The organism is Paenibacillus sp. FSL K6-1230 (assembly GCF_038002385.1).
In the GTDB taxonomy this organism is placed as follows: Bacteria; Bacillota; Bacilli; order Paenibacillales; family Paenibacillaceae; genus Paenibacillus; species Paenibacillus massiliensis.
Map to the genome: position 1 here is coordinate 3,450,794 of NZ_JBBOCK010000001.1, position 24,492 is coordinate 3,475,285.

Sequence of the window (24,492 nt, forward strand, 5' to 3'; positions counted from 1 at the left end):
ATTGCAGTTGTCAATCTTACTCTATATTTAATGCGCCATTTCCCACGTATACGTGTCCATGCCTTCATAGCGAACATGATACAACAGATCACCATAAGGATTCATATCCACCACGTAGGGTGCGCTGCCGTCCGCAGGAACCAGCACATCCACTCCCGCTGTCGTGGAATGTGGAAACGCCGCAAGAGCTTGCTCGGCTGTTGCTGCCACCTTCTGCAGGATAGGATTGGCTAGCCCTGCCTCCTCAGGCTGAAGACGTTCGTTGCGCAGGTGAAGATTGGTGATCGGTGTTCGACTTGCACGTAGCACGGCATGGCAGGCCTTGCCCCGGTGTACTAGCTGCCGGACATCGAAAGCTTTCCCATGAACGGAAGCTTTGGGAATCCAGCGCTCCACATGTACTCCCTCGTGACATAGCCAGTCCAACAGTCGCCCGATGCTTGCTGCGTCGGTATACTTGTGTAGGCGGCCAGAGTTGTAGAATACGAGCTCACCTCTGCTTTGCTCCATTCCAATCGTCGTCTGGGCAATTTCTTTCCCCGTCACCGGATGAAATTGATAGGCAATCACACCCGAAGCAGCAGAGCCGCAGAACAGCTTGATGAATGCGCGATGCATGCCTGCATTCTGCAAGCTCTCTCTCAGCTCCTCGCCGCTTCCTGGAATCACAACATCCGCACGATAAGTCTGCGCAGAAGAGCTTAGTAAGTGCCCATGCAGCGATTGAGGGACTCTCACCCCTGCTGAAGACAGACGGGTACTGGTGCAGCGCTTGTCGAACATGACTGGAATGTCCACAGGATCATTGATCCAGTGATGCTCAGGCCATAATAGCAGCATTTCCGAGCGAAGCCATGCCAGCAATCGGCAGTAGCCTTTGAACCACTGCGCAGGATACCAAATACGCCCTGGATGCGGCTGCAATGATCTGGCCTGCTCTGCCGAGAGCATTCTTCCTGTAGCCAGAATGCCCTTCATGGGTAGCAGGCTATCGTCGCCTATGCTCTCTTCGGCGCCTAGAGCGATAAGCTCCATTTCTACACCAAAATGATCACCTGGGGCATCAAGACGCAGGACCGGGCCTCTGGTGCTGGCAGAATGATTAGCATGCACCGCCATCAACTCAGGCATTTCCGACAGGTGTCGACCCCTACGCTTCCATTCCAGCAGTTCAAGGTAGCTCAGCACTATGGGTGGTTGCAATCCGAGACTGGCTCTGGCTTGTTGAATACCGAGTATGCGCTTATTGCCTGAATTACCGATGACAATGTAAGGTACATTCCTCATCCAGGCGATGTTGTCCGCATGAGAGCTGTCTGCATAGATGTTAAGCATCCCCTCGTCTATCTGCCCACATGTCGCGCGATTCATGATGATCCCACCTTTGCTACGTTCATCAGCTACATTCACTAATGTCTATGGCACATCCTATTCGGTCAATGCCGGATAACGCCAATCATCCTCATCAGACTCTTGCTGTTCACTTATATCTACAGACAGTCCAGTTTGTTTCCATTTGAGCAGCATCTCATCCGACATGTAATGGTAGCTTAGATTCAGATGCTTGAGCTTACGCACACCCTCGCTTGCCAGCAGAGCCTCAGCTCCTTGATCCGATAGCGTGCCCATGGAGAGGTCAAGCACCTCCAATTGACTCAGCACCGGGGACTGTGCAGCAGCGATTGCAATCTCGTCCTGTAGCTCACTATCCTTGAGCCCAAGATAAGTCAGCTTCGGAAAAGGATTCTGGTTCAGAAATGGTAAGATATCCTCCATTTGTCCATCAAAGCCATAGTCCTCAACCCCAAGATACAGCTCCAGCTTCCGTAGCTCCGGTAGAGAGGCTGCATGGATTTGATGAAGGACTCTTTTTGGAAGTCCACCACAAATAATGACGAGCTCCTGTAAATGGTCATGATTCAGCGGGTCAAGTTCCAGATCTGTACTTCCCTTGACCGTGAACGACTCCAGCTGGGGAAAAGCCTGCAGCAGCGGCCCCAGATTCGCTTGATTGATCCAGGATACCTCACATTCCTCGTAGCCCATGTCTCCAATAAACAGCTTCTTTAATTGCGGGAACTGTTCCTTTTGTGCAATCAGCTCTTCCACAAAATCCTCTGGGCCCTGCTCATAGGCTCCGCCCCAGTCACCAATGATCAATGAGGTCACCTCTGTGCTCTCCGGCTTCCCCGCCAGCTCACGAACCAGGTCCACCATTACTGCTCCACCTTCATAGGCTTCATAATCCAAGGATAACTTGATTTCCATCGTGAATCCCTCCATTTATCATATGAAAAAGGCCTCTCTTAGTGTAAATGACCGACCTGCTTCTCGTCAAAATTTGACAATTCACACTATATAGATTGAACTGAAGATGTTCAGAGCTCGGGTCCGCGCAACTATGGTGAACGTTTGGACCTCCAGCCGCTTTCATGCTCATTTAGCCCGTTCTACAACCTTGCCGCAAATAGCACTTGAAATTTGCAGAACAAAAAACGGTGCTACCGACTATCGGCAACACCGCTAATATACAGCAACAGTTATTATAACAACTGCATATTACAACTTATTGGGAAACACGAATTGGAGTATGGTCCTCCAGCAAAGCCAGTTTATTGATAATAACGGACTCTCCCTTTCCAATTCCGCCTGTTAACAGTGTCTGCGAACCGGCTGTTTGCCCGATCTTGACCTCTTTACGTACAGCTGCCCCTTCTTTGGCAACATACACATAATCATGCTCATCTACGTGCTGTACGGCAGAGCTAGGAACCAGAATCCCGGACTCGGCATCATGATCTGCGAAGCTGACAGCTGCCAACATCCCTGCCTTGAAGCTCATATCAGCATTATCCACTTCAATCTTCACCGGGTAGCCTTTTCCATTCTGGCTTAGCGGGCTGATCGTCTTGACCGTCCCTGAGGTTACGTAATCGAAGGCGGTAGCTCGTACCTGAACTCGGTCGCCTGGCTTAATCTGATTAATGTCCTCGGATGGCACATAGATCAAGGTATTGACCTTGCTCAAATTCGTCACTACTAATGCCGCTGCCTGAGGAGATACCATCTCTCCCGTTTCCATATTTCGGGCCCCTACTACACCGTTAATTGGCGAGGTAATGACGCTGTCCTTCAGGGCATTTTGTGCAATATCCTTGTTAATCTGTGCCTGCTTCAACGATTCCTGACTTGCAGTAATAGCTGCCGTACTGCGTGATACCTCAAGCTGATGCTCAGCATTTCCGTATCCGCTGGAGGCATTGCTAAGTGAGCTATTCGCATTCGCATAGGCTTGACGAGCTGTCTCCAGCGCCTTCTGGGCCGCGATGTGCTGCTGCTCGGCATTCGCTTGTGCGTTCTCGGCATTGCTATGTGCCGTTTCGGCAGCAGTCAGGCTTGTTTGAGCCTGCTCCAGCTGGGATTTTGTAGCCGCTCCCTCTTCGAACAAGGTCTGGATTCGACTAAGATTCCGCTGCGAATCCTCCAAAGCCTGCTGGGTCTGCTTGACTGCATTTTTTGCCGTGGTCACTCCATTCGTACTCTGCTTAACGGCAGACTCGGCTTGTGTGACGGCATTGCTAGCCTGGCTGAGCCCATTGCGGGATTGAATAACACCGCTCTTGGACTGCACTACCCCTGACTGTGCTTGGACCATGCTGGATTCATGCGAGACGGTCGCCGTCTCTACACCCGCTGCTGCTGCGGTAGCTGCTGCCTCGGCTTTAGCCACATTATTGCGCAGGTCCTGATCCTCCAGCGTGAAGAGCACTTGTCCCTTCTTGACCTCGGACCCTACATCGACTTGAAGAGCCGCCACGCGACCGGATATTTTCGGTACGATGTTTACCGTTTCGGCAGGTGTAATCGTGCCCGTATATTGGCTTCCGTGACCAAGGATGCCTTCTTGCGACTGGTACACCTTCACAGGCACAACCATTTCCCCTGCTGCTGGCGTACTTGTTGCGCAGCCCGACAGGAGGGCAGTTGTTACTATTAGGACAGGCAATGCCCGCTGCATTTGCATTTTTATCATAGCTATTCCCTTCTTTACTGATGATCATAATCTGTTGTACGACAGACAGGCGTGGTACTTCATAGCCTTTCATCTGAATGCCGTATTGTGTAACGCGTTGCTTAGAATCCGTAATGAACATACCTACTTGCAAAGCCGGAATTAAATCCATCATTATAATGCGTGCTTATGAAGCCTGCTCACGCTGCTTACGCTGGCCGATGAACAGCAAAATAAGCGGTATCGCGCAAAATAACGGAACCGATGAGATCAAGAATGTATCCGCAATGCCTCGTGATGCAGCGTCCAACTGAATCAGTTTGGAGACCGTAGAGGTCCAGCCACTGCCCAGCATATTCTGAAAAGTGTGAGCCGCATCTGCAGTAATCGACTCGGATACATGCTGTGCATGCACTGCCGATCGGCTCTGCATAATGGATGTAAAGACCGCAATCGCCATCGAAGCCGATACCGTACGCACCAAGTTAGAGGCCGTGGAGGCGTTGGCTACCTTGCTTGGATGAACGGCGTTCATCCCTACTGTCGATAGAGGCATCATACAAATGCCGATTCCGATGCCGCGTAGCGCCATGACGGTCTCTAGCCATGCATGGGATGTATCTGGTGTAAGCAGATGCAAGTGATAGGTCATGAAGCTTGTGAGTGTCAGGCCCACCAGTCCGAGCGGCACGATGCCGTATTTATCGAATAGACGTCCAGCAATCGGCATCATGACAGCCATCGCCACCGCTTGGGGAATGAGTATGATACCTGTCTCAATCGGTGAGACACCCTGAATATTTTGCAAGAACAACGGAGTCAGGAAGGTCCCGCCATACATCCCCATCATGACCAAGCTGGAGGCCACTACGCTAATGCTGTATTTAAAATTTTTGAACAATGAAATCTCAATCACTGCGTTCTCCTTGCCACTCTCCACATAAATCAGGAAAATCAAGGACCAGACAGCTATGAATAACAGACCTACGATCTTGAAAGAAGTCCAGCCGTCACTCTGTCCGTTGGATAGAGCATACAGGAGTGTTCCTGCACAGGTCGCAGCAAGTACAAAGCCGGGCAGATCAAACGCCCTCGGCGTCCCCTTCTCTGGCTCCTTGATCAGGAAGACAACTAGTAGAATCGCCAATACCGTTACAGGCAGACACACGATGAACAGGAATCTCCAGTTGACCCACTCGATCAAATAACCACTGAGCGTCGGGCCTACGGCAGGAGCAGCCATCGCTGCAATCCCCCATATTCCAAGTGCCATACCGATCTGATGTCGTGGAATGATCTTGTAGACAATTGTCATGCTCAGCGGCATGATGACGCCTCCACCCAAGCCAGCCAGGACGCGTGCCGCAATCAAGGAGCTGTCGCTCCACGCCAAAGCACAAATAGCCGTTCCGATCGCGAAGATGCTCAGCGCAAGAATGAGAAATTTCTTGTAGCCAATCTTCTGCTCCATGTACCCGGTAATCGGAACGATCACTCCCGAAGCCAGGGTATAACCAGTTATTACCCATTGAATACGGGAGGTTGTTGAGCCGAGATCCGTAGTCAGCTTTGGAATCGCGACATTAATCAGACTGTTATTCAGGATAGCGACGAACGCTCCGAGTACAATGGCCATAAATGCCAGCCAGCTTTCCTTGTCAGCACCTGGTGGAGAGGTTGTGATTTCCGTATCAGCCACGTTTACCCCTCCTATTTTGTATGGATTTTCACTTCAACGTTCGAGCCAGGGATTAGCTTCATGCCTTCGGGAACGTTCAATTCAATTTCAATGGGAATTCGCTGTGTTACCTTATTATAGTTACCACTCGTATTGACGGAAGAGATCAAGGAGAAGACGGAGTTCGTAGCCTGGCCAATGGTTCTGACCTTTCCTTGAATCGAACGGTTGCCTGCTGCATCCAGCGTAACGTCCACTAGCTGCCCAGCCGCGATGCGACTAATGTCTGTCTCTTCAATGTTCGCTGATACGTACAAACTATTCATGTCGGCCATCGTCACTACAGCCTGCCCAGGTGTCCCCATTTCATGCTCCTTGGCATGCACCTTGATGACGGTGCCACTGATCGGGGCATGGAGAACGGATTTGTTAATCATGCTGGAATCCAGTCCACTAACGTCCTGCTCTGCCACAGGCTCATCCTTGAGCAGTTCGTCGCCTTCTTCCACATCAATATGTGTAATTTCCGCTGAGATCAAAGGCATAACCTTGTAGGCATCCGCCTGAATTCGAGCATCCTCACTCTTCACAAAATGAGAACCCTGATACCAGTAATAGAATCCGATTGTTCCGCCGCTGAGAATCAATAAAATGACTAACACCGGCAATATTGTCTTCTTGCTCACTGCCTTTCCACTCCAGTTCTATATTTATTATGAAAATGTAACATTAACAATTTGAAATATTTTACATTTTTACCTAATCAACATGTCCCTCATCCCCTTATTTGCTCTACATCATGTACGATCTCCTGTGTTCTGACTGTCCTTTACACTAGTCATGAAGAACCATATTACAATTTTAACATATGAAACTAATGATATATTATATAAGTATTCTTCAAATAATCAATAACAAAATTTGCTCAATACCAAAATATTCTGTATGAATCGCAACAAAAAAACGGTTGCTCAAGCTCGGCGAAATACCGCAAAGCCTGAAACAACCGTTATATGTACTTTCAAAATAACCATATTGGATGAGCTCAAATACCTACTCAGCTCAGCAGCCTACCTGGCCCTTCCCCTGCGGATTCCACGCGATTCAGATAGCTCATTCGCCGGGACACACACGATGCGCATTGGCATTCGCGGCTGTTCCGCTGGACATCCTTCAAGGAATCTCGCAGCAACGCTACATAATCCATAGCCTGATTCAAGGATTGGCGATGCGTAAAAAAGGTCAATCTGCGATTCTCCAGCAAGCAGAAGACTTCAATGCTGGAAGGAAGCCGACCAAAGGCATAGTGACAAAAGACGGTCACCAGATGGCGGTAAGCCTCAACAACCGCTTCATGGTAGCTGACCAAATATTTCTGTACCAGCATCGGCTGGCCTTGATCAGCCTGCTGCCACATCGCTTGAATAATAACCGACAGCTCAATTGCCAAGTCTGGGATTGGTGTACGGAATTGCTCGTATAATAGGACGGGTACGCCCAGGTCCTGATTCGAGGTCCCTACTTTGTAGATTCCCGCAGTGATTTGGTCCTTCATCTCCCAATAATGCGTTACGGATTCGAAGCCATCTGGCCGCTTGGGCCACCATTTCTCCAGCATATATTGAAGCGGAATTTCATTCCTAACCTCAGGGCGCAGGTGATAGTACTCACTAAGAGCGTGACCAACCGCGTATTGCACATGATGCTCCCAGTCCCAGCTTTGTCTGCGGTTCGATTTCTGCTCCGCCTTCTGAAGCCGATAAGGGCAACGCCACAAATGCTCGATCTGATAGTCCATCAGCAGCGGAAGGGAGACCGATTCCTGATCAGCATTCTTCATCCAGCTTCACTCCCCTCTTGACATGTGTCATACCGGTTCTTTGCTATGTTGTACGTACTGACGTCCAAAGGAGCGGCAGATCTCCTTCTCATCATCCCTTGGATTGAATTCAAGCTTCAGACTCTCCTGCACCACAGTAGCTCCGCGCTCCTTGATCTTATTTTCGAGCAGATCTACAGCTCCACAGAATTCCGCATAGGATGTATCTCCGCTGCCGAACAGTGCAGTGCGCGTACCCGCGAGATCCACTTCATCCAGCTCCTCGAAGAAATCCTCAAATTCATCAGGAAGCTCGCCGTCGCCCCATGTGTACAATCCCATAATGTATCCATCATACTCAAGCAACTGTGAAGCACTGCACTCATGGGATTCCTTCAATACGACTTCATGCCCTTCCTGGCGAATCCCCTCCGCAATCAGCTCGGCAATCTCCTCGGTATTTCCTGTCATGCTTGCGTACACAATGATAAATTTCATCTATATAATCCTCGCTTTCTGGTCATGATCCATATTCTATATCCATCATATTTGATAATGATTCTCATTGTCAAATATAAAAAACGAAGCATTATTTCTCAACAAGTAAAAAAGCCCGCCCCTACAAGGCGGACAACATGAAGAACCATATTATTTGCTGTTGAGACTTGGTTCATCATAACTGTATTGGAGTGGAGCTAATCATAGAGTCCCCAGCTCCAACTTTCTTTATTTAAAACGATACTTTACATAATCCTTCTGCTCTGCATCACCATTGAAAGTAGCATATACAGAACTTCCTAAATAAAGAGGGACCTCTAACTTATTCATATTTGGCATAGTCCATCCGTCTATTTCTATAAATTTTTCTTCATCTTTGTAAATAGTCTGGATTTCCCCAGCTACAAAATCATGGCTTCCATAGTTTCTTGCATCTATTACCTTGCACTCATAAGCAAAATAGGCTTCTTTTAATATTGGAACATCCAGCTTCATACCATTATCATATTCGATGTTATACGCAGAGAATTTGTCCACATCTCTCCCACTCCTGGTTCCTACAATCTGAATGAGTTCAGCAAGCTTTGCTGGAACAAAATTAATACCAAAATTACCACTGTTCATAATCAAATCGTATGTATATGCTTCTTTTCGTAACGAAACACCATAAATAAGGGGAGCATAGCCTATCGTTGTGTGGAAACCAGCCGCCATTATATTGTGTTTATCCTCATGTTTAGATGTCACAAGGACCACCATACCAGGGTATGCATGTCCTGAAACATAATCAATCGGTTGTCTCATTTGTAATCCTCCTGTTCTCCTGTTCGATCAATGTATTATTTGGTAACATAGTGAATTGTAAGTTGATGTTTATTGATCATCAATCATCAATGTTCGGATTTTATCGCTTAAACAACAAACAGGAAAAATAGTCGTCTATCTCTTCAGGAGAGGGAGGAGTACACAGAGAATGACACACAAAATTGATCCACGTATTTTGCGGACAAGAAAATTGTTAATGGATGCTTTTATTAAGCTCATTCTAAAAAAGAACTTCAAGGATATTACTATAAAAGATATTACGGATGAAGCAACTGTCAATCGTGCAACTCTTTATTCCCATTTTCATGATAAGTATGATTTATTGGATGTTGTCATTAAAGAAGCTGTAATAGACAGCACTTTTAAAAACCTTGACTATCTCGATAAATTAAATAAAGAAACTTATGTAACGATCTCCCTTGCATTAGCTGATTTTCATACAGAGACGATGGAGAATTCACACTTAAGCCCCCAATGTAGTGGGAGCTATGAAGCATTTAGTACAATGGTTGAACAAAAAATCAAAATTGATCTAGAAAACTTATTTTTTTCTCTACTGCTTAAGCCACAATCTAATCGTGATCCCGAAGCGCTCAGGGTGGGTGCAGTCATATTAAGCAACGGAATTTACGCAGCATCTGTAGATTGGAAAAAGAAAGGGTCTTCCTCGGCAGAACAATATATAGAAAAAGCCTTACCCTTCCTAGTGACCGATCCTAGTGACCGAAATTGATCATCTACATCGTTAAGTTCAGTACAAGGATTCTGCTCTCCTTTTCTCCTCCATCGTCAGCAGCGAGCTACATTCATATACCCACGTCCCGTTGTCAGCGACCTTCAACCGCATGAGCCCATTTGTCCGCATAACTTCCAGCTGCTGCTCTGCTTCACCCATGTCCAGCTCCGTCTCAAGGGCCACGTCTGCTGCCGTTAGTAGATTGTCATGCTGCTTTGCTAGTCGCAGAATGGTTTTCTGCAAGTCAGCTTGCCGCGCTTGTCGTGCCTTCCTCCATAAGCCATAACCAACGAGTGCGGGCACCAGGCCGTTCAGCGTCCAACCAAGTCCTACGGACACCTCGTACTCCAGAGCTGCTATACCATAGATAACAGTGACTAGACAGCCATACGATAGGAGAACAAGTGCAATTTTGTGCATGCTGCTCTGCATCCGTTTGACACCTCCTTCACAGGACATTTATCCGCACATTGAACCTATACCTTACCTTAACCGAATAATGTCAGCTTTAATCAACAATAGTAAGAGATAAGCGCTTCGGGTAGCGTGCTTGGTCAAAATTGTTGTACAATAGTGTCCAAATGACTGTTGAAGGAATGATTATACAATGTACGTTGCAGACGGCTGGAAAGACTATGAAGTAATCGATACGGGAGGCGGCGAAAAGCTGGAGCGTTGGGGTGACATCATCCTGCGTCGACCGGACCCGCAAATTATATGGCCCTTGACCTCTGAGACGAGCGAGTGGCAGCAAGTGCATGGTCACTATCACCGTAGCTCCTCCGGCGGCGGCAACTGGGATATGAAGAAGCCCGTTCCTGAACGCTGGACCATTGGCTACAAGCAGCTCAAATTCCACATTAAGCCTACGAGCTTCAAGCATACGGGCCTATTCCCGGAGCAAGCAGCTAACTGGAGCTGGATGATGGACAAGATCTCCGCAGCAGGAAGACCTATCTCTGTGCTGAACTTGTTCGCTTATACAGGCGGTGCCACAGTTGCCGCTGCAGCGGCTGGAGCAAGTGTCGTGCATGTAGATGCAGCGAAGGGCATGGTCCAATGGGCAAAAGAAAACGTGCAGCTCTCCGGCCTGTCAGATCGGCCTGTTCGTTTTATTACGGATGACGTATTCAAGTTCGTACAACGCGAGCAACGCAGAGGCAACCGTTATGACGCCATTATTATGGACCCTCCATCCTATGGACGAGGACCAAGCGGGGAGACCTGGAAGCTTGAACAGAGCCTTTATCCGTTCCTGGAGTCGTGTATGGAGATTATCTCGGATGAGCCTCTGTTCCTGTTGATTAACTCCTATACTACCGGAATATCGCCATCCGTCCTCCACAATATGCTGAGCATGACCATGAAGCCGAAATACGGAGGTAGCATCAGCACAGGCGAGATCGGTCTGCCCATCAGTCGTTCTGGTCTGAACCTGCCTTGCGGTATTCTGGGCCGCTGGGAGGCATAATCGCCATGATGCATGAATCTGGCCTCAGCTCAGGCATTTCCGTGCTCTATGAGGATAATCATGTTCTTGCCGTGGAGAAGCCAGTCAATGTTCCGACACAGGAGGATGCCAGCGGTGATCCCGATCTGCTCAGCCTGCTGAAGGAGGATCTCAAGATTCGACACCAAAAGCCTGGTAACGTATTTCTCGGCTTGATCCATCGCTTGGATAGACCCGTAGGCGGCGCCATGATCTTCGCCAAGACCTCCAAAGCAGCATCCAGACTATCGGAGGCAGTAAGAAGTCGCAGCTTCCATAAGCGCTACCTAGCAGTCGTACATGGCACGCCGGCTCCACAAGCTCGCCTGAAGGATTATCTGCTGAAGGATAGCCGTACGAATACGGTACAGGTCGTTAGACCAAGCCAGCCTGGCGCCAAGGAGGCCATACTCGATTATCAAACTCTGGGTCATGCTAGTGGGCTGAGCCTTCTTCTAGTAGAGCTACATACTGGCAGACCTCATCAGATTCGAGTTCAGCTAAGCAACATTGGATGTCCACTGTATGGGGATCAGAAATACGGGCAGCAGCTTAACAAGCCCGGACAGCAGCTGGCCCTGTGGTCATTGGAGGCTGGTGCTCCTCACCCTATTACGAAGGAGCCCATGTTATTCCGCTCCATGCCGCCACTTGCTTTCCCCTGGAATGAGTGGCCAGCGCAGTTGTACGAGGATCTGTAGTCTTGGCCCTCCCCATCATGCTATGGACCTGCAACCTCGTGGAACAGACAGCGGCAGAACAGCTTTTTCGCTGAGTTGAGTTGAGTTGACGTAGTTTCTATATGTCTCAACTGCAACAAAAGGTCGAAGACAGATGCTCGGACAAGGAGCACCTCTTCGACCTTTTATTTGTATGGCCCATAAGATCCATTTACTAGGAAGTAACCTTCCAACTCTCTTATGCTGTTGTCTAACCACACAGACTCACAATACTGACTTAAATACGGACTGACAGTACAGTCTCATAATTCATTCTTATGGCACATTTTCCTTGCATTGCTCACTCCCAGTGATTCAGTTAGGATGATGTCGCCATCTGCGATTTCTTGGCTGTTGCACCTTCCTCTTGTTTACGCGGATTCGTGTTCTTGATAAAGAAGGCCAGAATCAATGACACGGCGGACAGGATAGTCGCCACTAAGAATGCATGGTTAATTCCATAAACTAAGGCTTCATTTTTGATCATAGACATGGCACTCGCATCTGTTGGGGATACCTGTTGTGTCAGAGCAAGCTTCTCACCGTATGAGGCGGATTGAATGGTCATAATCGTGACAAGCACAGCTGTACCAATCGAGCCCGCAATGGTCCGCAACGTATTAGACATAGCTGTACCATGTGCATTTAGTGTATTCGGCAACTGATTGAGAGCCGCTGTCTGAATGGGCATCATAATCATGGACATACCGAACATTCGCACGGTGTAATTAATCATCAGCTCTGTGTAGCTCGTGTCCATCGACAGACGTGAGAATTCCAGCGTCGTAATGGTCATAATAAGCAGACCAACAATCGACAACCAGCGTGCTCCTACTTTGTCAAAGATCATGCCCGTCACAGGGGACATAATGCCCATCAGAATGGAGCCTGGGAGCAACAACAGGCCAGATTCCAATGGAGTGAAGCCTCTGACATTTTGCAGGAACAGCGGCAGCAGAATCATCCCAGCATACATAGACATGGTTACAATTACGTTAATGGCTGTCGTCAAGCTGTACATGTTATATTTGAAAATGCGAAATTCCAACATCGGCTCAGACGCCCGCAGTTGGCGGCGAATGAACAGCAGCAAGGAGATGGCCCCAATGATCAGACAGCCATACACCGGTAGACGGTCCCAGCCATCCGAAGCGGAGCTGAAGCCATACAACAAGCCCCCAAATCCAAGTGTGGACAGCACGACAGACAGCTTATCCAGCTTGGGATTCGACACCTGTGTAACATTTTTCAGGAATAGTGCACCAATAAGTAAGGCAATGACCGACACGGGCAAAATAATCCAGAACAATACGCGCCAATCATAATTTTGTACAATATATCCGGATAGGGTCGGTCCAATCGCTGGAGCAAAGATCATGGCCACACCCACCATTCCCATGGCCTGCCCGCGCTTCTCAATCGGGAAAATATTCAGCAGCACCACGGTCATGAGCGGCATCAAGATGCCCGCACCGCTAGCCTGCACGAGTCGTCCAATTAGAATAACAGCAAAGTTAGGCGCTAAGCCGCACAAGATAGTTCCCAATGTAAATAAGACCATCGACCCGAGAAACAGCTGTCTGGTACTGAATTTGGCCATTAAATAAGCCGTAACCGGAACCAGAACGCCGTTTACCAGCATAAAGCCTGTAATGAGCCATTGTGCCGTAGGGGTGTCTATGGATAAATCACCCATAATCTTAGGTAACGCTACATTAATAAGGGTCTGATTCAACAACGTAACAAATGCCCCAATCAATAAAGCAATCACGATTGGTGCTTTTTTTATAGTCTTCATCTGGTCATCAACAGCTACATCTGCTTGATTTCCCATGTTAATCCACTCCTTTAGCTGTAAGCTTCGATATAATCTGCTGATGGATATCTAATATGATGTCCCGGTCCTGCACTGGAATATCAAGAATTCCGGAGACACGGTCCATCCACATCTTCTCAATATCATTTCGGATCTGCTCACCCTCGCTAGTAATCCGAAGTGTAAGTGAACGCCGATCATTCGGCAGCCGCTCTCGGCTGATGTATCCAGCCTTCACAAGACGCTCAACCACTCCACTCATCGTGCTGTTGCCCATGTGGGCACGCTCAGCCAGCTCGGTCAGGCTAGTATTCGGGCGCTCCAGCAGTACTGACAAGACCAGAAATTGCACAGGCGTCAGGCTCTTCTGTTCTCCTTGCTCCCAGAATACCTGCATGAAAGCATGGTGCACTCTTCTGAATGATTGAACAATGCGGTACACCTCCCTATTCCTTTCCATGAATCCGTCCTCCTCTAGATTAAACATACAAATCGATTAAACATACAAAATCACAATCATTCGCATGTATATATTTCGCTTGCATATATTTCATATTAATATATTTCGCATACGAACTAATAAACACATATTACACTTCTGATATGTAAAAGTCAACACAAACAAAAGGCCACCTCCTTCCATTTCACGTGGAAGAAAATAGCCCTTTGGATATCCAGGCAGCTTGTCAGCTGCCGCATCACAAGCTCTATTTCTTTTTAATCGTCAGCATCACGACAGACATTGGAGGTAGCACTACATCAAGCTGATGTTGCTGGTGAAAGCTATAGTCTGCAAAGGTTACTGGCTTTACTTTGTCCAATTCGGTAAACGTATTATGATCTTGCATAGATGAGCTTGTCAGCACAGTTCCTGCAACATCAATATCCGATTGTAATCCCCTCAACTCCACATTCACTTTACTAGAGGCATTCGGATTAAGATGACATAAGCTAATATGGATGTGGCCTTCTGCATCCTCAGAGGAAGATACCGTGAATTCCGGCAGCTTCTCGTCGTTAAATTCATAATGACTGTGCTCGACCGAGGTTGCCAGCACCTTTCCATCCTGATGGACTTTGAACATCTCAAAGATATGGTATGTCGGTGTCAGCAGCATTTTATTTCCTTCTGTCAGGATCATGGCCTGTAGGACGTTCACCATTTGCGCAATATTCGTCATATGAATACGCTCATGATGCTGATGGAAAATATGAAAATGTAGACCAGCTACGAGTGCATCCCTTAAGGTGTTCTGTTGGTACAAAAAGCCCGGATTGGTGCCTGGCTCTGGCAAAAACCATGTTCCCCATTCATCAACGATCATTCCAATTCGCTTGTTCGGATCGTATTTATCCATAATGGTAGAGTGTCTTGTAATCAGCTCATCCATATGAAGTGCCTTTTTCAGCGTCTCGAACCATGCTGCTTCATCAAAACCAAGTGCATGCTGCTTCTCTTCCCAAGAGCCTGGAATGGTGTAATTGTGCAAGCTTAGCCCGTCCATAAATGGTGCAGCCTCACGCATAAGCACTTCTGTCCAATGGTAGTCGTCAACGTTGGCACCACCAGCGATTTTGTACAGTACATTGTCGCCATAGTTACGCACATATGTCTGAAATTGACGATACAAATCCGCATAATATTCAGGGCGCATATTGCCGCCACAGCCCCAATTCTCATTACCGACCCCAAAATATTTCAGCTTCCAGGGCTGCTCTCTCCCATTTTCTTGGCGCCAGTTCGCCATAGGAGATTCTCCATCGAACGTCATGTATTCTACCCACTCGGACATCTCCTGTACCGTTCCACTGCCGACATTACCGTTAATATAAGGCTCTGCACCGAGCAATTCACATAATCGAAAAAACTCATGTGTGCCAAAATGATTATTCTCGACGACTCCGCCCCAGTGCGTATTGATCATCTTCTTCCGTTGCTCCTTGGGACCAATACCATCCTTCCAATGATATTCATCCGCAAAGCAGCCACCAGGCCAGCGAAGCACAGGAATATTTAACTTTTGTAGCGCTTTCAATACATCATTACGAATGCCATCGGTGTTAGGAATGCTTGATTCTTCTCCCACCCATAGTCCCTCGTAAATACATCGCCCTAAATGCTCCGCGAATTGTCCATAAATATGTTTGTTAATCGTACCTTTGACCCAATCTGTATGTACCAGAACAGAATTTCCCATGTAAATCCCTCCTGTTTAATCATATTTTCAGATTGAGCTAAAATTAACATACGGAACTGCTTTTGTAAATAAAATACTGAAACTTTTTATGTTTATTTAAAACAAATACATCACAAATAAAATAGCTTGAAATTGATATCCTGAGGATGGTTTCCAAACTTTTTACCAAAAATAGTGGCTCCACCAACATAGCTTGCGTCTTCTTTTACTTCAATACGTAACACCCACCGATCACACAAGGTATCGAGATCAGCAACTGACACTTCCGACATTGGATCTCCATCAATGTATGTCCCATGCCCTGTAATTCGAATCGTTTTCAATAATCCATATTGATTAATATTGTGTGGCCACCAACTCGGTGTGTATTTTCCCCTTGTATCCGCAAAATCACCGGGGCTCCTCCATGTCCCAAGCTCCAGCCCATTCAGTGTAAAAGTAATATCCGATGGCCAAACATCGTTCGAGAATGGAAATTCAGATGAAAGCTCCAGACTGATCTCGAATTGCTGTAATTTTTCTTCCTTATTCAAAAAATTAGCAATGCTATATTGGACAAAGCCTTGCGTAAACCAAAGAATTTCTGCATCCACTCGCTTGGGGTCCATGAAGAACTTAGGCTCATCGACACGGCCTATGAATTCTTTATCGGTCGCCAAGCCACAAGTTGGCTTGAGATCATAATCTGTGTAATGACCGATCGGTACTGACGTCTCGTAAGATGCAAAGGAATGAAATATCTTCTTGGGGAAATTAATCTCAATGTGATCCACCTTGAGAATTGAAATCTTCTGCAGACCTGATTTACCTGGTACTTTCTCTGTTCTAATGATTCCAGCATCCTCCAGCTTTTGAACATGTTTAGCCACAATAGGACTGCTTAGCTCAAGTTCCTGCGCTAATTCTTTAATATTCATTTTGTTTTTCGACAATAACTGAATGATCTTGATTCGGACTTCACTTGCCAAAGCCTCGTACACAACCAAAGAGGACACATCAATGTCTAATTGCATGCAAACTCATCCTTTGCGATTTTTATGTAAATTAATTATATGATAAAATCCACTCTCTTCAACTTAACATATTTGTTGTTTTAATTCTATTAAAATACAAATTCAAGGCTTTAAGTTAATATATTAGTTAATCAAATGGGTATTATATTGAATTAGATTTACAAATACGTTTGACATGTTTTCTAACCACAAGTATACTGAACCTCAAACAACCACCTGCTATAATTATCCATTTGCAACACAAATCTGAAGAGGAGGAACAACTCATGAGGAACAGAACAAGTTTACTACTGGCATTCATGTTGTTAACCGTAACTTTGTTAGCTGGATGTGGAGGAACTGACAAGAACACCATCACATTCTGGACCCCACTAACGGGTGATGATGGTGCTTACATGGACCAGCTGGTCAAAGATTACAATGCAACCAACCCTGAAATAAAAATAAAACACGTCATCACCGCTGACATGTACACCAAGGTCTCCACCGTTTTAAATTCGGGAAAAGGCGTGCCAGATCTAGCTCTCATTCATGCGGATCGTGTTCCTAGTTTCGTAAAGCAAGGATTGCTAACTCCCTTAACCGAAGTATTGAAAGCGCAACCAGAGCTTAAAGAATCAAATTATCTTCCCCAAGCGTGGTCAGCAGGTACGATTGATGGCACACAATATACGGTCCCCTTGGACATTCATAGTAATGCGATGTACTACAATAAAGATTTATTAAAAGAATATGACGTGGAATATTTCCTGGATGATCATGTTGTTACCTTCGATGAAATGCTATCACTACAAGGAAAATTAAAAGAAGGCGACTACGTCGTTAATGACGCTCTAATCAGTTGGGTACTGTTGGCTCAAATCCAGAATCTCGGCGGCGATGTAGAGCAAGACGGTCAACCTACAGTCGATACACCTGAAATGCGACATGCCATCGAAGAAATCAAAAAAATAAATGATGCCGGCTTAATGACCCCATTTGGTGAAGATGGATATTTGATGTTCCAATCTGGCAATGTGTTGTTCTCTACGGATGGTACTTGGAGCTCAACCGGACACGCTGCTGTCGAAGGTCTTCATTTTGGCGTAACTAATATTTACTCTTTCTCTCCAGATAAATTTACGAACAGAGCATCCTCTCATCTATTTTCCTTGCTAAAAAATCAAGAACGGACGACGGAGAAGGAACAAGGCATCGCTTCATTCCTAGAGTTCGTCCGTGAGAATTCGATTAAATGGGCCGAAGCTGGTCAGATCGTCGCGAGCAAGCAAGTCATTGAAAGCCCCGAATATGACAAATTCATGCAGTCCTTCTTTACCTCAAATGAAGCAGAGACCCATTCTCTTCATATTTACACGTATGAGTACTATCCATATGTCGCCGAGGCGTTAGACACCTATGCGCCTGATCTTATTCGTGGGAACATTACACTGGATGAAGGATTACAGAAGGCACAGAAATATGTAGAAGACAAGATTGCAGAGACCGTACAACAACCAGCCGAGACAAAATAGTATGTAGCGACAGGACGTACCATGAGTAATAGCCTTACAGAAGGAGAACTACCGCCTATGAAAAGGAAACTCAACTGGTCACCTGCATTTTTTGTAGGTCCCCACATTATTTTGTTTGCTTTGTTTATATTAGTTCCTACGATCTATGGAATTTACGCTTCGTTCACCAAATGGAATTTGATGAGTGATCCTGTATTTGTAGGTCTTGATAATTACAGAACCATTTTATTTGATACCTCATCCACCTTTCATTTTCAATTTTTGAATGGACTTAGAAACACCTTATTATTCGTGCTATTCACCGTTCCACCACTGATTATTATCCCCTTGCTTGTAGCCGTAGCTTTAGAGCACAAGAAAGTTAAAGGTAAAGGCTTTATTCAAGCGGTGATCTACATTCCCGGATTGGTGTCTATTTCTGCTGCGGCGCTCATCTGGTCTCTGATCTTCAACAAGCAATTAGGCATTGCCAGCAATTTGTTTGGTTCCGATGTAGCTTGGGCTACTCATCAACCATACGCTTGGATGATTATCGTAATCCTCTCAGTCTGGGGAGGCGTAGGCGGAAATATGATTATTTATCGTGCTTCAATTAGTGGTGTTGGTGAAGATCTATATGAATCCGCAGCACTGGACGGAGCTGGCTCCATTCGAAAATTTTTCAGTATTACGGTACCTTCCATTCGTTTTCCGTTGATCTATACCTTTGTGATGACTACAGCGGGGGCATTTAACGTCTTCGCTCAGCCCTTGATGATGACTAAAGGGGGGCCGAATGAGACGACAGCAGTACTTATGATGTTCATTCGGAACTTAGCCTTCGGTAAAGGGGAATCTATTGCTGGAATGGCGTCTGCTATGGCTGTGTTGCTTGGACTTGTCATATTAATCGTTTCGGCGCTGCAATATTATGTCATGAATCGAAATTCGGATTAACTCACGAGACACGGAGATAAGCGAGGCTGCGAAAAAGGTAGGTGCCGATCATGTTGAAGAAAATAAGCATTTCTAAATGCGTATCGTATTTATTCCTAATTACATTATGCGTCATTTGGGCGTTTCCCGTTATATTTGGCATTACAACTTCATTCCGTTCACAAAGTGAAGTCGTATCTTCCGGATTTCGTCTCCTGCCCGAAAGCTGGACGGGAGAGAATTATATTCATATTCTAACGAATACCTCAACAGCTCCCATTTTACGTTGGTTATTCAACTCAATTTTTATCGCTACTCTTCATACCTTACTGGTCGTGATTGTCATCTCTATTACGGGTTACGGCTACTCTCGAATGAAGTTTAAAGGTAGAGATGCATTATTTTTCACATTGCTAGGGATCTCTCTCTTCCCGGGTGTTGTGAACTTAATCCCTTCATACAAAATCATTGATATGCTCGGTTGGGTAAATACCTCTTGGGCCATGATTGTGCCCGGACTAGCAGGTATGGGTAACATCTTCTTGGTTAGACAATTTATGAATGGAATTCCGAAAGAATTGGATGAGTCTGCACATGTGGACGGTGCCACTCATTTTGCAATCTACACTTCTGTTATTTTACCACTAGTAAAACCTATTCTGATCGTGTGTGCATTGTTCTCCTTCACAGGATCTTGGAATGATTTCTTATGGCCTGTCATCGTATACACGGATGTGGAGAAAATGCCTGTTACAGCAGGCTTGCTGCTGCTGCAAGATATCTATGGGAACTATCGGATGATTGGACAGCTCATGGGCTCTGCAATGCTAGCTATTATCCCTACCTTATTGCTATTTCTATTTGCACAGAAATACTTCATACAGTCAATCAATTTGAATTCTGGCATTAAAGGATAATGAACAATCAAATTTATATAATAGGAGCTGTTAACATGCTTGAAGTCAATCTTAGAAATCCTCTAATCGAACAAAGAGCAGACCCCTTCATTTATAAACATACGGACGGTTATTACTACTTCACAGGTTCTGTTCCTGAATATGACCGAATCGAATTGCGTCGTGCTCAGACGCTTGAAGGTCTCATTGATGCGGAGAAAGTAACCATCTGGGTGAAGCACAGCACGGGCTTGATGAGTGCAAATATATGGGCACCAGAGATTCATTTTATAGATGGTAAATGGTATGTATATTTCGCCGCTGCCCGTACTTCAGAGACAAAGGATGGATTATTCGATCATCGCATGTTCGTACTCGAAAATGCATCAACGAATCCATTGGAGGGCAATTGGATTGAGAAAGCTCAAATCAAAACAAAATGGGATTCTTTCTCCCTGGATGCGACCACCTTTGAGCATCAGGGCAGACGATATTATGTATGGGCCCAAAAAGACCCGGACATTCCAGGGAATTCGAATCTATATATCTCTGAGATGGAGAATCCTTGGACATTAAAAGGAGAACAAGTATGCTTATCCATTCCTGAGTACGATTGGGAGGTCCGTGGTTTCCTAGTTAATGAGGGAGCAGCCATACTTAAACGTAATGGCCGAATATTCATGACCTACTCTGCAAGTGCCACCGATGAAAATTATTGCATGGGCTTATTAACAGCAGATGAACATAGTAATCTACTAGATCCGGCTTCATGGATGAAATCACCTGTGCCGATATTTACGACTTCACTCGAAAATAAACAGTTTGGTCCTGGGCACAATAGCTTCACCGTAACCGAGGATGGCAGGCACGACTTGCTCGTGTTTCATGCTAGAAATTATACTGAAATCGAAGGTGATCCGTTATATGATCCTAACCGTCACACACGAGTACAACTAATCCATTGGAATGAGGACGGCACACCACATTTTGGCATTCCACGTGCAGATACCATTAATGCGTGAATAAACAATCCTCTCCTGGTAGAGCATCATGTCTATGGCATGAGGCATGCTCTAACCAGGAGAGGATTCTGCTTGTCTAGTCATCTATGTATGTATCGAGCCGATCATATGCTGATCTATGATCAGGATGTAATTTTCCCAAGAAGATACAACAATACATTCTGATTGTGAACGGAAATTCTGCTTAACACCGATGACATAAATTCATCACGTACGCTAATTCCTCGCTGGGCTTCCTCACGACCTTGAGGCGTGCTTAGAATCCATACAATTCTCCGATCCTGCTGATCCCGCTCTCGGTTAACTAACCCGTTCTTCTCCATTCGATCAAGCAACATCGTTACCGCCGCGGGGGTTGTCTCCAAGTAAGGAATGAGCTCTGATGGCTTCATTCTGTCATGCTCCATTAGCAGCTCTAACACCGTAAGCTGGGCTTCTGTCAATGAAGGAGCCAATTGTTCTTCCATATGTGCCTTGTAATCCTTCGTCAGTCTTGTCCACAGTCTGGCGAACTCCGATGCTTGCACACATTCACCTCCCGAACCAAATTTGGCTTGTTCTTTCACCGTACATGGCTAAAGAATGAATTAGAGCTTACACTATCATATAGACTCTACTCTATTTCTAAAGCCCATCCATTGCTCCTATAACACAAATTCGCCGTAAGCGGCCATATTCCTGCTTATCAACCATTTCATGGACCATTAATCCGATATGTCATGACATTAATTCCATAAAAAGGTTTCTTCCTGCCGTAATGAAGTGAATTATACGCCTAAGGAATAAATTCCTGACTGTACAGTAAAGAGCCAACCTATTCATACAGGTTGGCTCTGTTCTAGACACATACATACTACCGCTTTATTCAACTGCCTCTGAATCTACCTCAGGCCAGAATACTACATCTACAACCGGGTCTTTCTTGTCAATTGACACAAGCTGCTTGCCGGTATCCTTGCGATCTGTTAACGGAGTTTTTTCCGAAAGGAATGTAGTAACAACTCCATCTCCAGTGATCACCTGTACCTGAATAGCTTCCTTGCAGTGAACCGCAGTTATTAATCGTGTACCGTTCGATCGTACTCGCTTGCCTTCCTTGAATTCGAAGGTAGCAATTCCTTTGCCACCTCTACCCTGTGAAGGATAGTCCAGCAGCAGTGAGCGTTTGCCGTAACCCAGATCGGTTAGGACAAGGATCTCACCTTCATCCTCATGAACCCAAAGCGAGGCTACAACCTCGTCTCCATCGGCCAGCTGAATCCCCTTCACGCCAGCGGATACACGGCCCATCGGGTTAACCTCGGCTTCCTTAAAGCGAATACTCATACCACCCCGTGTAATGAGCATAATATCCTTCGAGCCGTCACTCATCGTAACAGACAGTACCTCATCATCGCCCGACACCTTACAAGCAGCAACAGCACCAGAACGCTTCGTGGCGTATTCCTTCAGCTCGGTACGCTTCACTTGACCCTTGCGGGTAGTGAATACCAGACTCTTGTCTGCCTCATCCAATGACTTCACAGCAATGACACTAACAATCCGGTCTTCCTTGGTGAGCGGAATGACGTTCACTATTGGCGTACCAGGCTCCTTCCACTTGTACTCCGGAACCTGATGGACTGGCAGCAGGAAGTATTGCCCCTTCTGGGTAAATATCAGCAAGGAATCCAGTGTGTTCACATCCAGGAGCTGATGAATGTAGTCACCATCACGCACACCTGATCCACTACGATCTGCTCCCGAGCGAGTGAAGGACAGCTGACTCGTACGTTTCACATATCCATGTCTGGATAGTGACACTAATACATCCTCAGCACTAACCATGACTTCCAGATTTACCTTGATCTCCTCAACCTGGCTCTGGATATCCGAACGACGATCTATGCCGTACTTCTCCCGAATCTCCAGCAGCTCTTTGCGAATCAGGCTGACCAGCTTGCGGTCACTCTCCAGAATACCTCTCAACTGAGCTACCTTCTTCTGGATATCGCTCAATTCCTTTTCCAGTGAGGTGATTTCCAGATTGGTAAGACGGTACAGCTGCAGGGTAAGAATGGAATCTGCCTGCCGTTCACTGAAGCCGAACATCCATTGCAGGTTATTCTGTGCATCCTGTCGATTCTTGGAGGCTTTAATCGCCTCAATGACCTCATCCAGTATATTGAGCGCCTTCACCAGACCTTCCAGCACATGCGCACGATCCTCGGCCTTCTCAAGGTCAAACTGAGTCCGATGCGTGACCACTTCGCGCTGATGCTGAATATAGGCCTCCAGAATAGGCTTGATCCCGAGCTGGTGTGGAGCCTTGTTCACGATCGCAACCATATTGAAGTTATAGGCTACCTGCAGATCGGTCTTCTTCAGCAGATAAGCGAGAATTCCATCGGCATCGGCATCCTTCTTGAGCTCGACGACAATACGCAGACCATTACGTCCACTCTCATCACGCACCTCGGCAATACCCTCGACCTTTTTCTCCAGGCGGATATTTTCCATAGCTGTAACAAGTCGTGATTTCACAACCTGGTAAGGGATTTCGGTAATCACAATCTGTTGCTTCCCCCCACGGAGGGATTCGATCTCCGTCTTGGAGCGAATATAGATTCTGCCTTTACCGGTACGATAAGCGTCACGAATGCCCTCTTCTCCCATGATGAGTCCACCTGTCGGGAAATCCGGTCCCTTGATGAACATCATGATGTCTTCCAGTTCGATGGAAGGCTTCTCCATAACAGCTATGCAGGCATCAATCACCTCGCGCAAATTATGGGTTGGGATCTCCGTAGCGAAGCCAGAGGAAATACCGCTGACACCGTTCACCAACAGGTTCGGATATCTGGAAGGGAGAACGACGGGTTCTTTGGCAGTATTGTCAAAGTTATCCTTGAACAGCACCGTACGCTTCTCAATATCACGCAACATTTCCAATGCGATGGGAGATAATCTGGCTTCTGTATACCGCATCGCTGCAGCCGGATCATCATCCTGAGAACCCCAGTTACCGTGTCCATCCACCAGCACATGCCCCATCTTCCAAGGCTGTGCCATCCGCACCATACCCTCATAGATGGAGGAATCCCCGTGCGGATGATAGTTACCCATCACATCGCCGACCGTCTTGGCCGATTTGCGATATGGCTTATCGGGTGTATTGCCTGAATCGTACATAGCGTACAGGATTCGACGCTGCACAGGCTTCAAGCCATCGCGCACATCGGGAATAGCCCGATCTTGAATAATGTATTTGGAGTATCTGCCAAATCGGTCTCCAACGACTTCTTCCAGAAAAGCCGGTAAAAATTGTTCGGATAAGCTCATCTAAAACAGCACCTCTTCTGC

22 protein-coding genes are annotated in these 24,492 nt (G+C 46.4%); 7 read left to right on the top strand and 15 right to left on the bottom strand.

Annotated features, from left to right (window positions below):
• Window positions 1–27 precede the first annotated feature (27 nt).
• From MKX74_RS15130 to MKX74_RS15165, 8 genes are all read right to left on the bottom strand, one after another.
• Window positions 28–1,371, bottom strand: a complete 1,344-nt coding sequence (locus tag MKX74_RS15130; RefSeq protein WP_341178998.1) for an STM4014 family protein — start codon at window positions 1,369–1,371, stop codon at window positions 28–30.
• Window positions 1,372–1,428: 57 nt separating this feature from the next.
• Entirely contained in the window at window positions 1,429–2,268 is an 840-nt protein-coding gene (locus tag MKX74_RS15135) for an STM4015 family protein (protein ID WP_341178999.1), read from the bottom strand.
• Window positions 2,269–2,566: 298 nt separating this feature from the next.
• Window positions 2,567–4,033: an efflux RND transporter periplasmic adaptor subunit gene (locus tag MKX74_RS15140; RefSeq protein WP_341179000.1), complete on the bottom strand. Its 1,467-nt coding sequence runs from the start codon at window positions 4,031–4,033 to the stop codon at window positions 2,567–2,569.
• A gap of 166 nt (window positions 4,034–4,199) precedes the next feature.
• The gene (locus MKX74_RS15145; RefSeq protein ID WP_341179001.1) at window positions 4,200–5,711 is read right to left on the bottom strand and encodes a DHA2 family efflux MFS transporter permease subunit; all 1,512 of its coding nucleotides are present in this window, start codon (window positions 5,709–5,711) and stop codon (window positions 4,200–4,202) included.
• Between the two features lie 11 nt (window positions 5,712–5,722).
• Window positions 5,723–6,376, bottom strand: coding sequence for an HlyD family secretion protein (locus tag MKX74_RS15150; RefSeq protein ID WP_025680138.1), 654 nt, complete (start codon window positions 6,374–6,376; stop codon window positions 5,723–5,725).
• A 371-nt stretch (window positions 6,377–6,747) separates the two neighbouring features.
• The gene (locus MKX74_RS15155; protein ID WP_341179002.1) at window positions 6,748–7,530 is read right to left on the bottom strand and encodes a hypothetical protein; all 783 of its coding nucleotides are present in this window, start codon (window positions 7,528–7,530) and stop codon (window positions 6,748–6,750) included.
• A gap of 27 nt (window positions 7,531–7,557) precedes the next feature.
• Complete coding sequence (locus MKX74_RS15160) at window positions 7,558–8,007, bottom strand: flavodoxin (protein WP_341179003.1); 450 nt, start codon at window positions 8,005–8,007, stop codon at window positions 7,558–7,560.
• A gap of 228 nt (window positions 8,008–8,235) precedes the next feature.
• The gene (locus MKX74_RS15165; protein ID WP_341179004.1) at window positions 8,236–8,811 is read right to left on the bottom strand and encodes a flavin reductase family protein; all 576 of its coding nucleotides are present in this window, start codon (window positions 8,809–8,811) and stop codon (window positions 8,236–8,238) included.
• A 169-nt stretch (window positions 8,812–8,980) separates the two neighbouring features.
• Here MKX74_RS15165 and MKX74_RS15170 point away from each other — a divergent pair, with 169 nt between their 5' ends.
• Window positions 8,981–9,565 carry a TetR/AcrR family transcriptional regulator gene (locus MKX74_RS15170; RefSeq protein ID WP_341179005.1) on the top strand — a complete coding sequence of 195 codons (585 nt, stop codon included), beginning with the start codon at window positions 8,981–8,983 and terminating at the stop codon, window positions 9,563–9,565.
• An 18-nt stretch (window positions 9,566–9,583) separates the two neighbouring features.
• Here the strand turns inward: MKX74_RS15170 and MKX74_RS15175 are convergent, their stop codons facing one another.
• A complete protein-coding gene (locus MKX74_RS15175; RefSeq protein ID WP_341179006.1) occupies window positions 9,584–10,000 on the bottom strand; it encodes a hypothetical protein in 417 nt (138 codons plus the stop codon).
• A gap of 175 nt (window positions 10,001–10,175) precedes the next feature.
• Here MKX74_RS15175 and MKX74_RS15180 point away from each other — a divergent pair, with 175 nt between their 5' ends.
• Complete coding sequence (locus MKX74_RS15180; protein WP_341179007.1) at window positions 10,176–11,039, top strand: class I SAM-dependent methyltransferase; 864 nt, start codon at window positions 10,176–10,178, stop codon at window positions 11,037–11,039.
• 5 nt (window positions 11,040–11,044) lie between these two features.
• A complete protein-coding gene (locus tag MKX74_RS15185) occupies window positions 11,045–11,758 on the top strand; it encodes an RluA family pseudouridine synthase (RefSeq protein WP_445667274.1) in 714 nt (237 codons plus the stop codon).
• A gap of 337 nt (window positions 11,759–12,095) precedes the next feature.
• On the opposite strand, the gene MKX74_RS15190 is transcribed toward MKX74_RS15185, so the two are convergent.
• From MKX74_RS15190 to MKX74_RS15205, 4 genes are all read right to left on the bottom strand, one after another.
• On the bottom strand, window positions 12,096–13,610 hold the full coding sequence (locus MKX74_RS15190) for a DHA2 family efflux MFS transporter permease subunit (protein WP_341179008.1): 1,515 nt from the start codon (window positions 13,608–13,610) through the stop codon (window positions 12,096–12,098).
• 1 nt (window position 13,611) lies between these two features.
• Entirely contained in the window at window positions 13,612–14,052 is a 441-nt protein-coding gene (locus MKX74_RS15195) for a MarR family winged helix-turn-helix transcriptional regulator (RefSeq protein ID WP_018886126.1), read from the bottom strand.
• A gap of 247 nt (window positions 14,053–14,299) precedes the next feature.
• A complete protein-coding gene (locus MKX74_RS15200; RefSeq protein ID WP_341179009.1) occupies window positions 14,300–15,790 on the bottom strand; it encodes an alpha-N-arabinofuranosidase in 1,491 nt (496 codons plus the stop codon).
• 110 nt (window positions 15,791–15,900) lie between these two features.
• Entirely contained in the window at window positions 15,901–16,803 is a 903-nt protein-coding gene (locus tag MKX74_RS15205; RefSeq protein WP_133567090.1) for an ArsR family transcriptional regulator, read from the bottom strand.
• A 266-nt stretch (window positions 16,804–17,069) separates the two neighbouring features.
• On the opposite strand from MKX74_RS15205, the gene MKX74_RS15210 reads away from it, so the two are divergent.
• The 4 genes from MKX74_RS15210 to MKX74_RS15225 are packed head-to-tail and all read left to right on the top strand — an operon-like array spanning window position 17,070 to window position 21,150.
• Complete coding sequence (locus MKX74_RS15210) at window positions 17,070–18,317, top strand: extracellular solute-binding protein (RefSeq protein ID WP_341179010.1); 1,248 nt, start codon at window positions 17,070–17,072, stop codon at window positions 18,315–18,317.
• A 57-nt stretch (window positions 18,318–18,374) separates the two neighbouring features.
• Complete coding sequence (locus tag MKX74_RS15215; protein ID WP_341179011.1) at window positions 18,375–19,253, top strand: carbohydrate ABC transporter permease; 879 nt, start codon at window positions 18,375–18,377, stop codon at window positions 19,251–19,253.
• Between the two features lie 50 nt (window positions 19,254–19,303).
• Window positions 19,304–20,149, top strand: coding sequence for a carbohydrate ABC transporter permease (locus MKX74_RS15220; protein ID WP_341179012.1), 846 nt, complete (start codon window positions 19,304–19,306; stop codon window positions 20,147–20,149).
• 35 nt (window positions 20,150–20,184) lie between these two features.
• Entirely contained in the window at window positions 20,185–21,150 is a 966-nt protein-coding gene (locus tag MKX74_RS15225) for a glycoside hydrolase family 43 protein (RefSeq protein WP_341179013.1), read from the top strand.
• A 122-nt stretch (window positions 21,151–21,272) separates the two neighbouring features.
• On the opposite strand, the gene MKX74_RS15230 is transcribed toward MKX74_RS15225, so the two are convergent.
• Window positions 21,273–21,677 carry a MarR family winged helix-turn-helix transcriptional regulator gene (locus tag MKX74_RS15230; protein WP_341179014.1) on the bottom strand — a complete coding sequence of 135 codons (405 nt, stop codon included), beginning with the start codon at window positions 21,675–21,677 and terminating at the stop codon, window positions 21,273–21,275.
• Window positions 21,678–22,011: 334 nt separating this feature from the next.
• Window positions 22,012–24,471, bottom strand: a complete 2,460-nt coding sequence (gene gyrA, locus MKX74_RS15235) for a DNA gyrase subunit A (RefSeq protein ID WP_028590732.1) — start codon at window positions 24,469–24,471, stop codon at window positions 22,012–22,014.
• Between the last annotated feature and the right edge of the window lie 21 nt (window positions 24,472–24,492).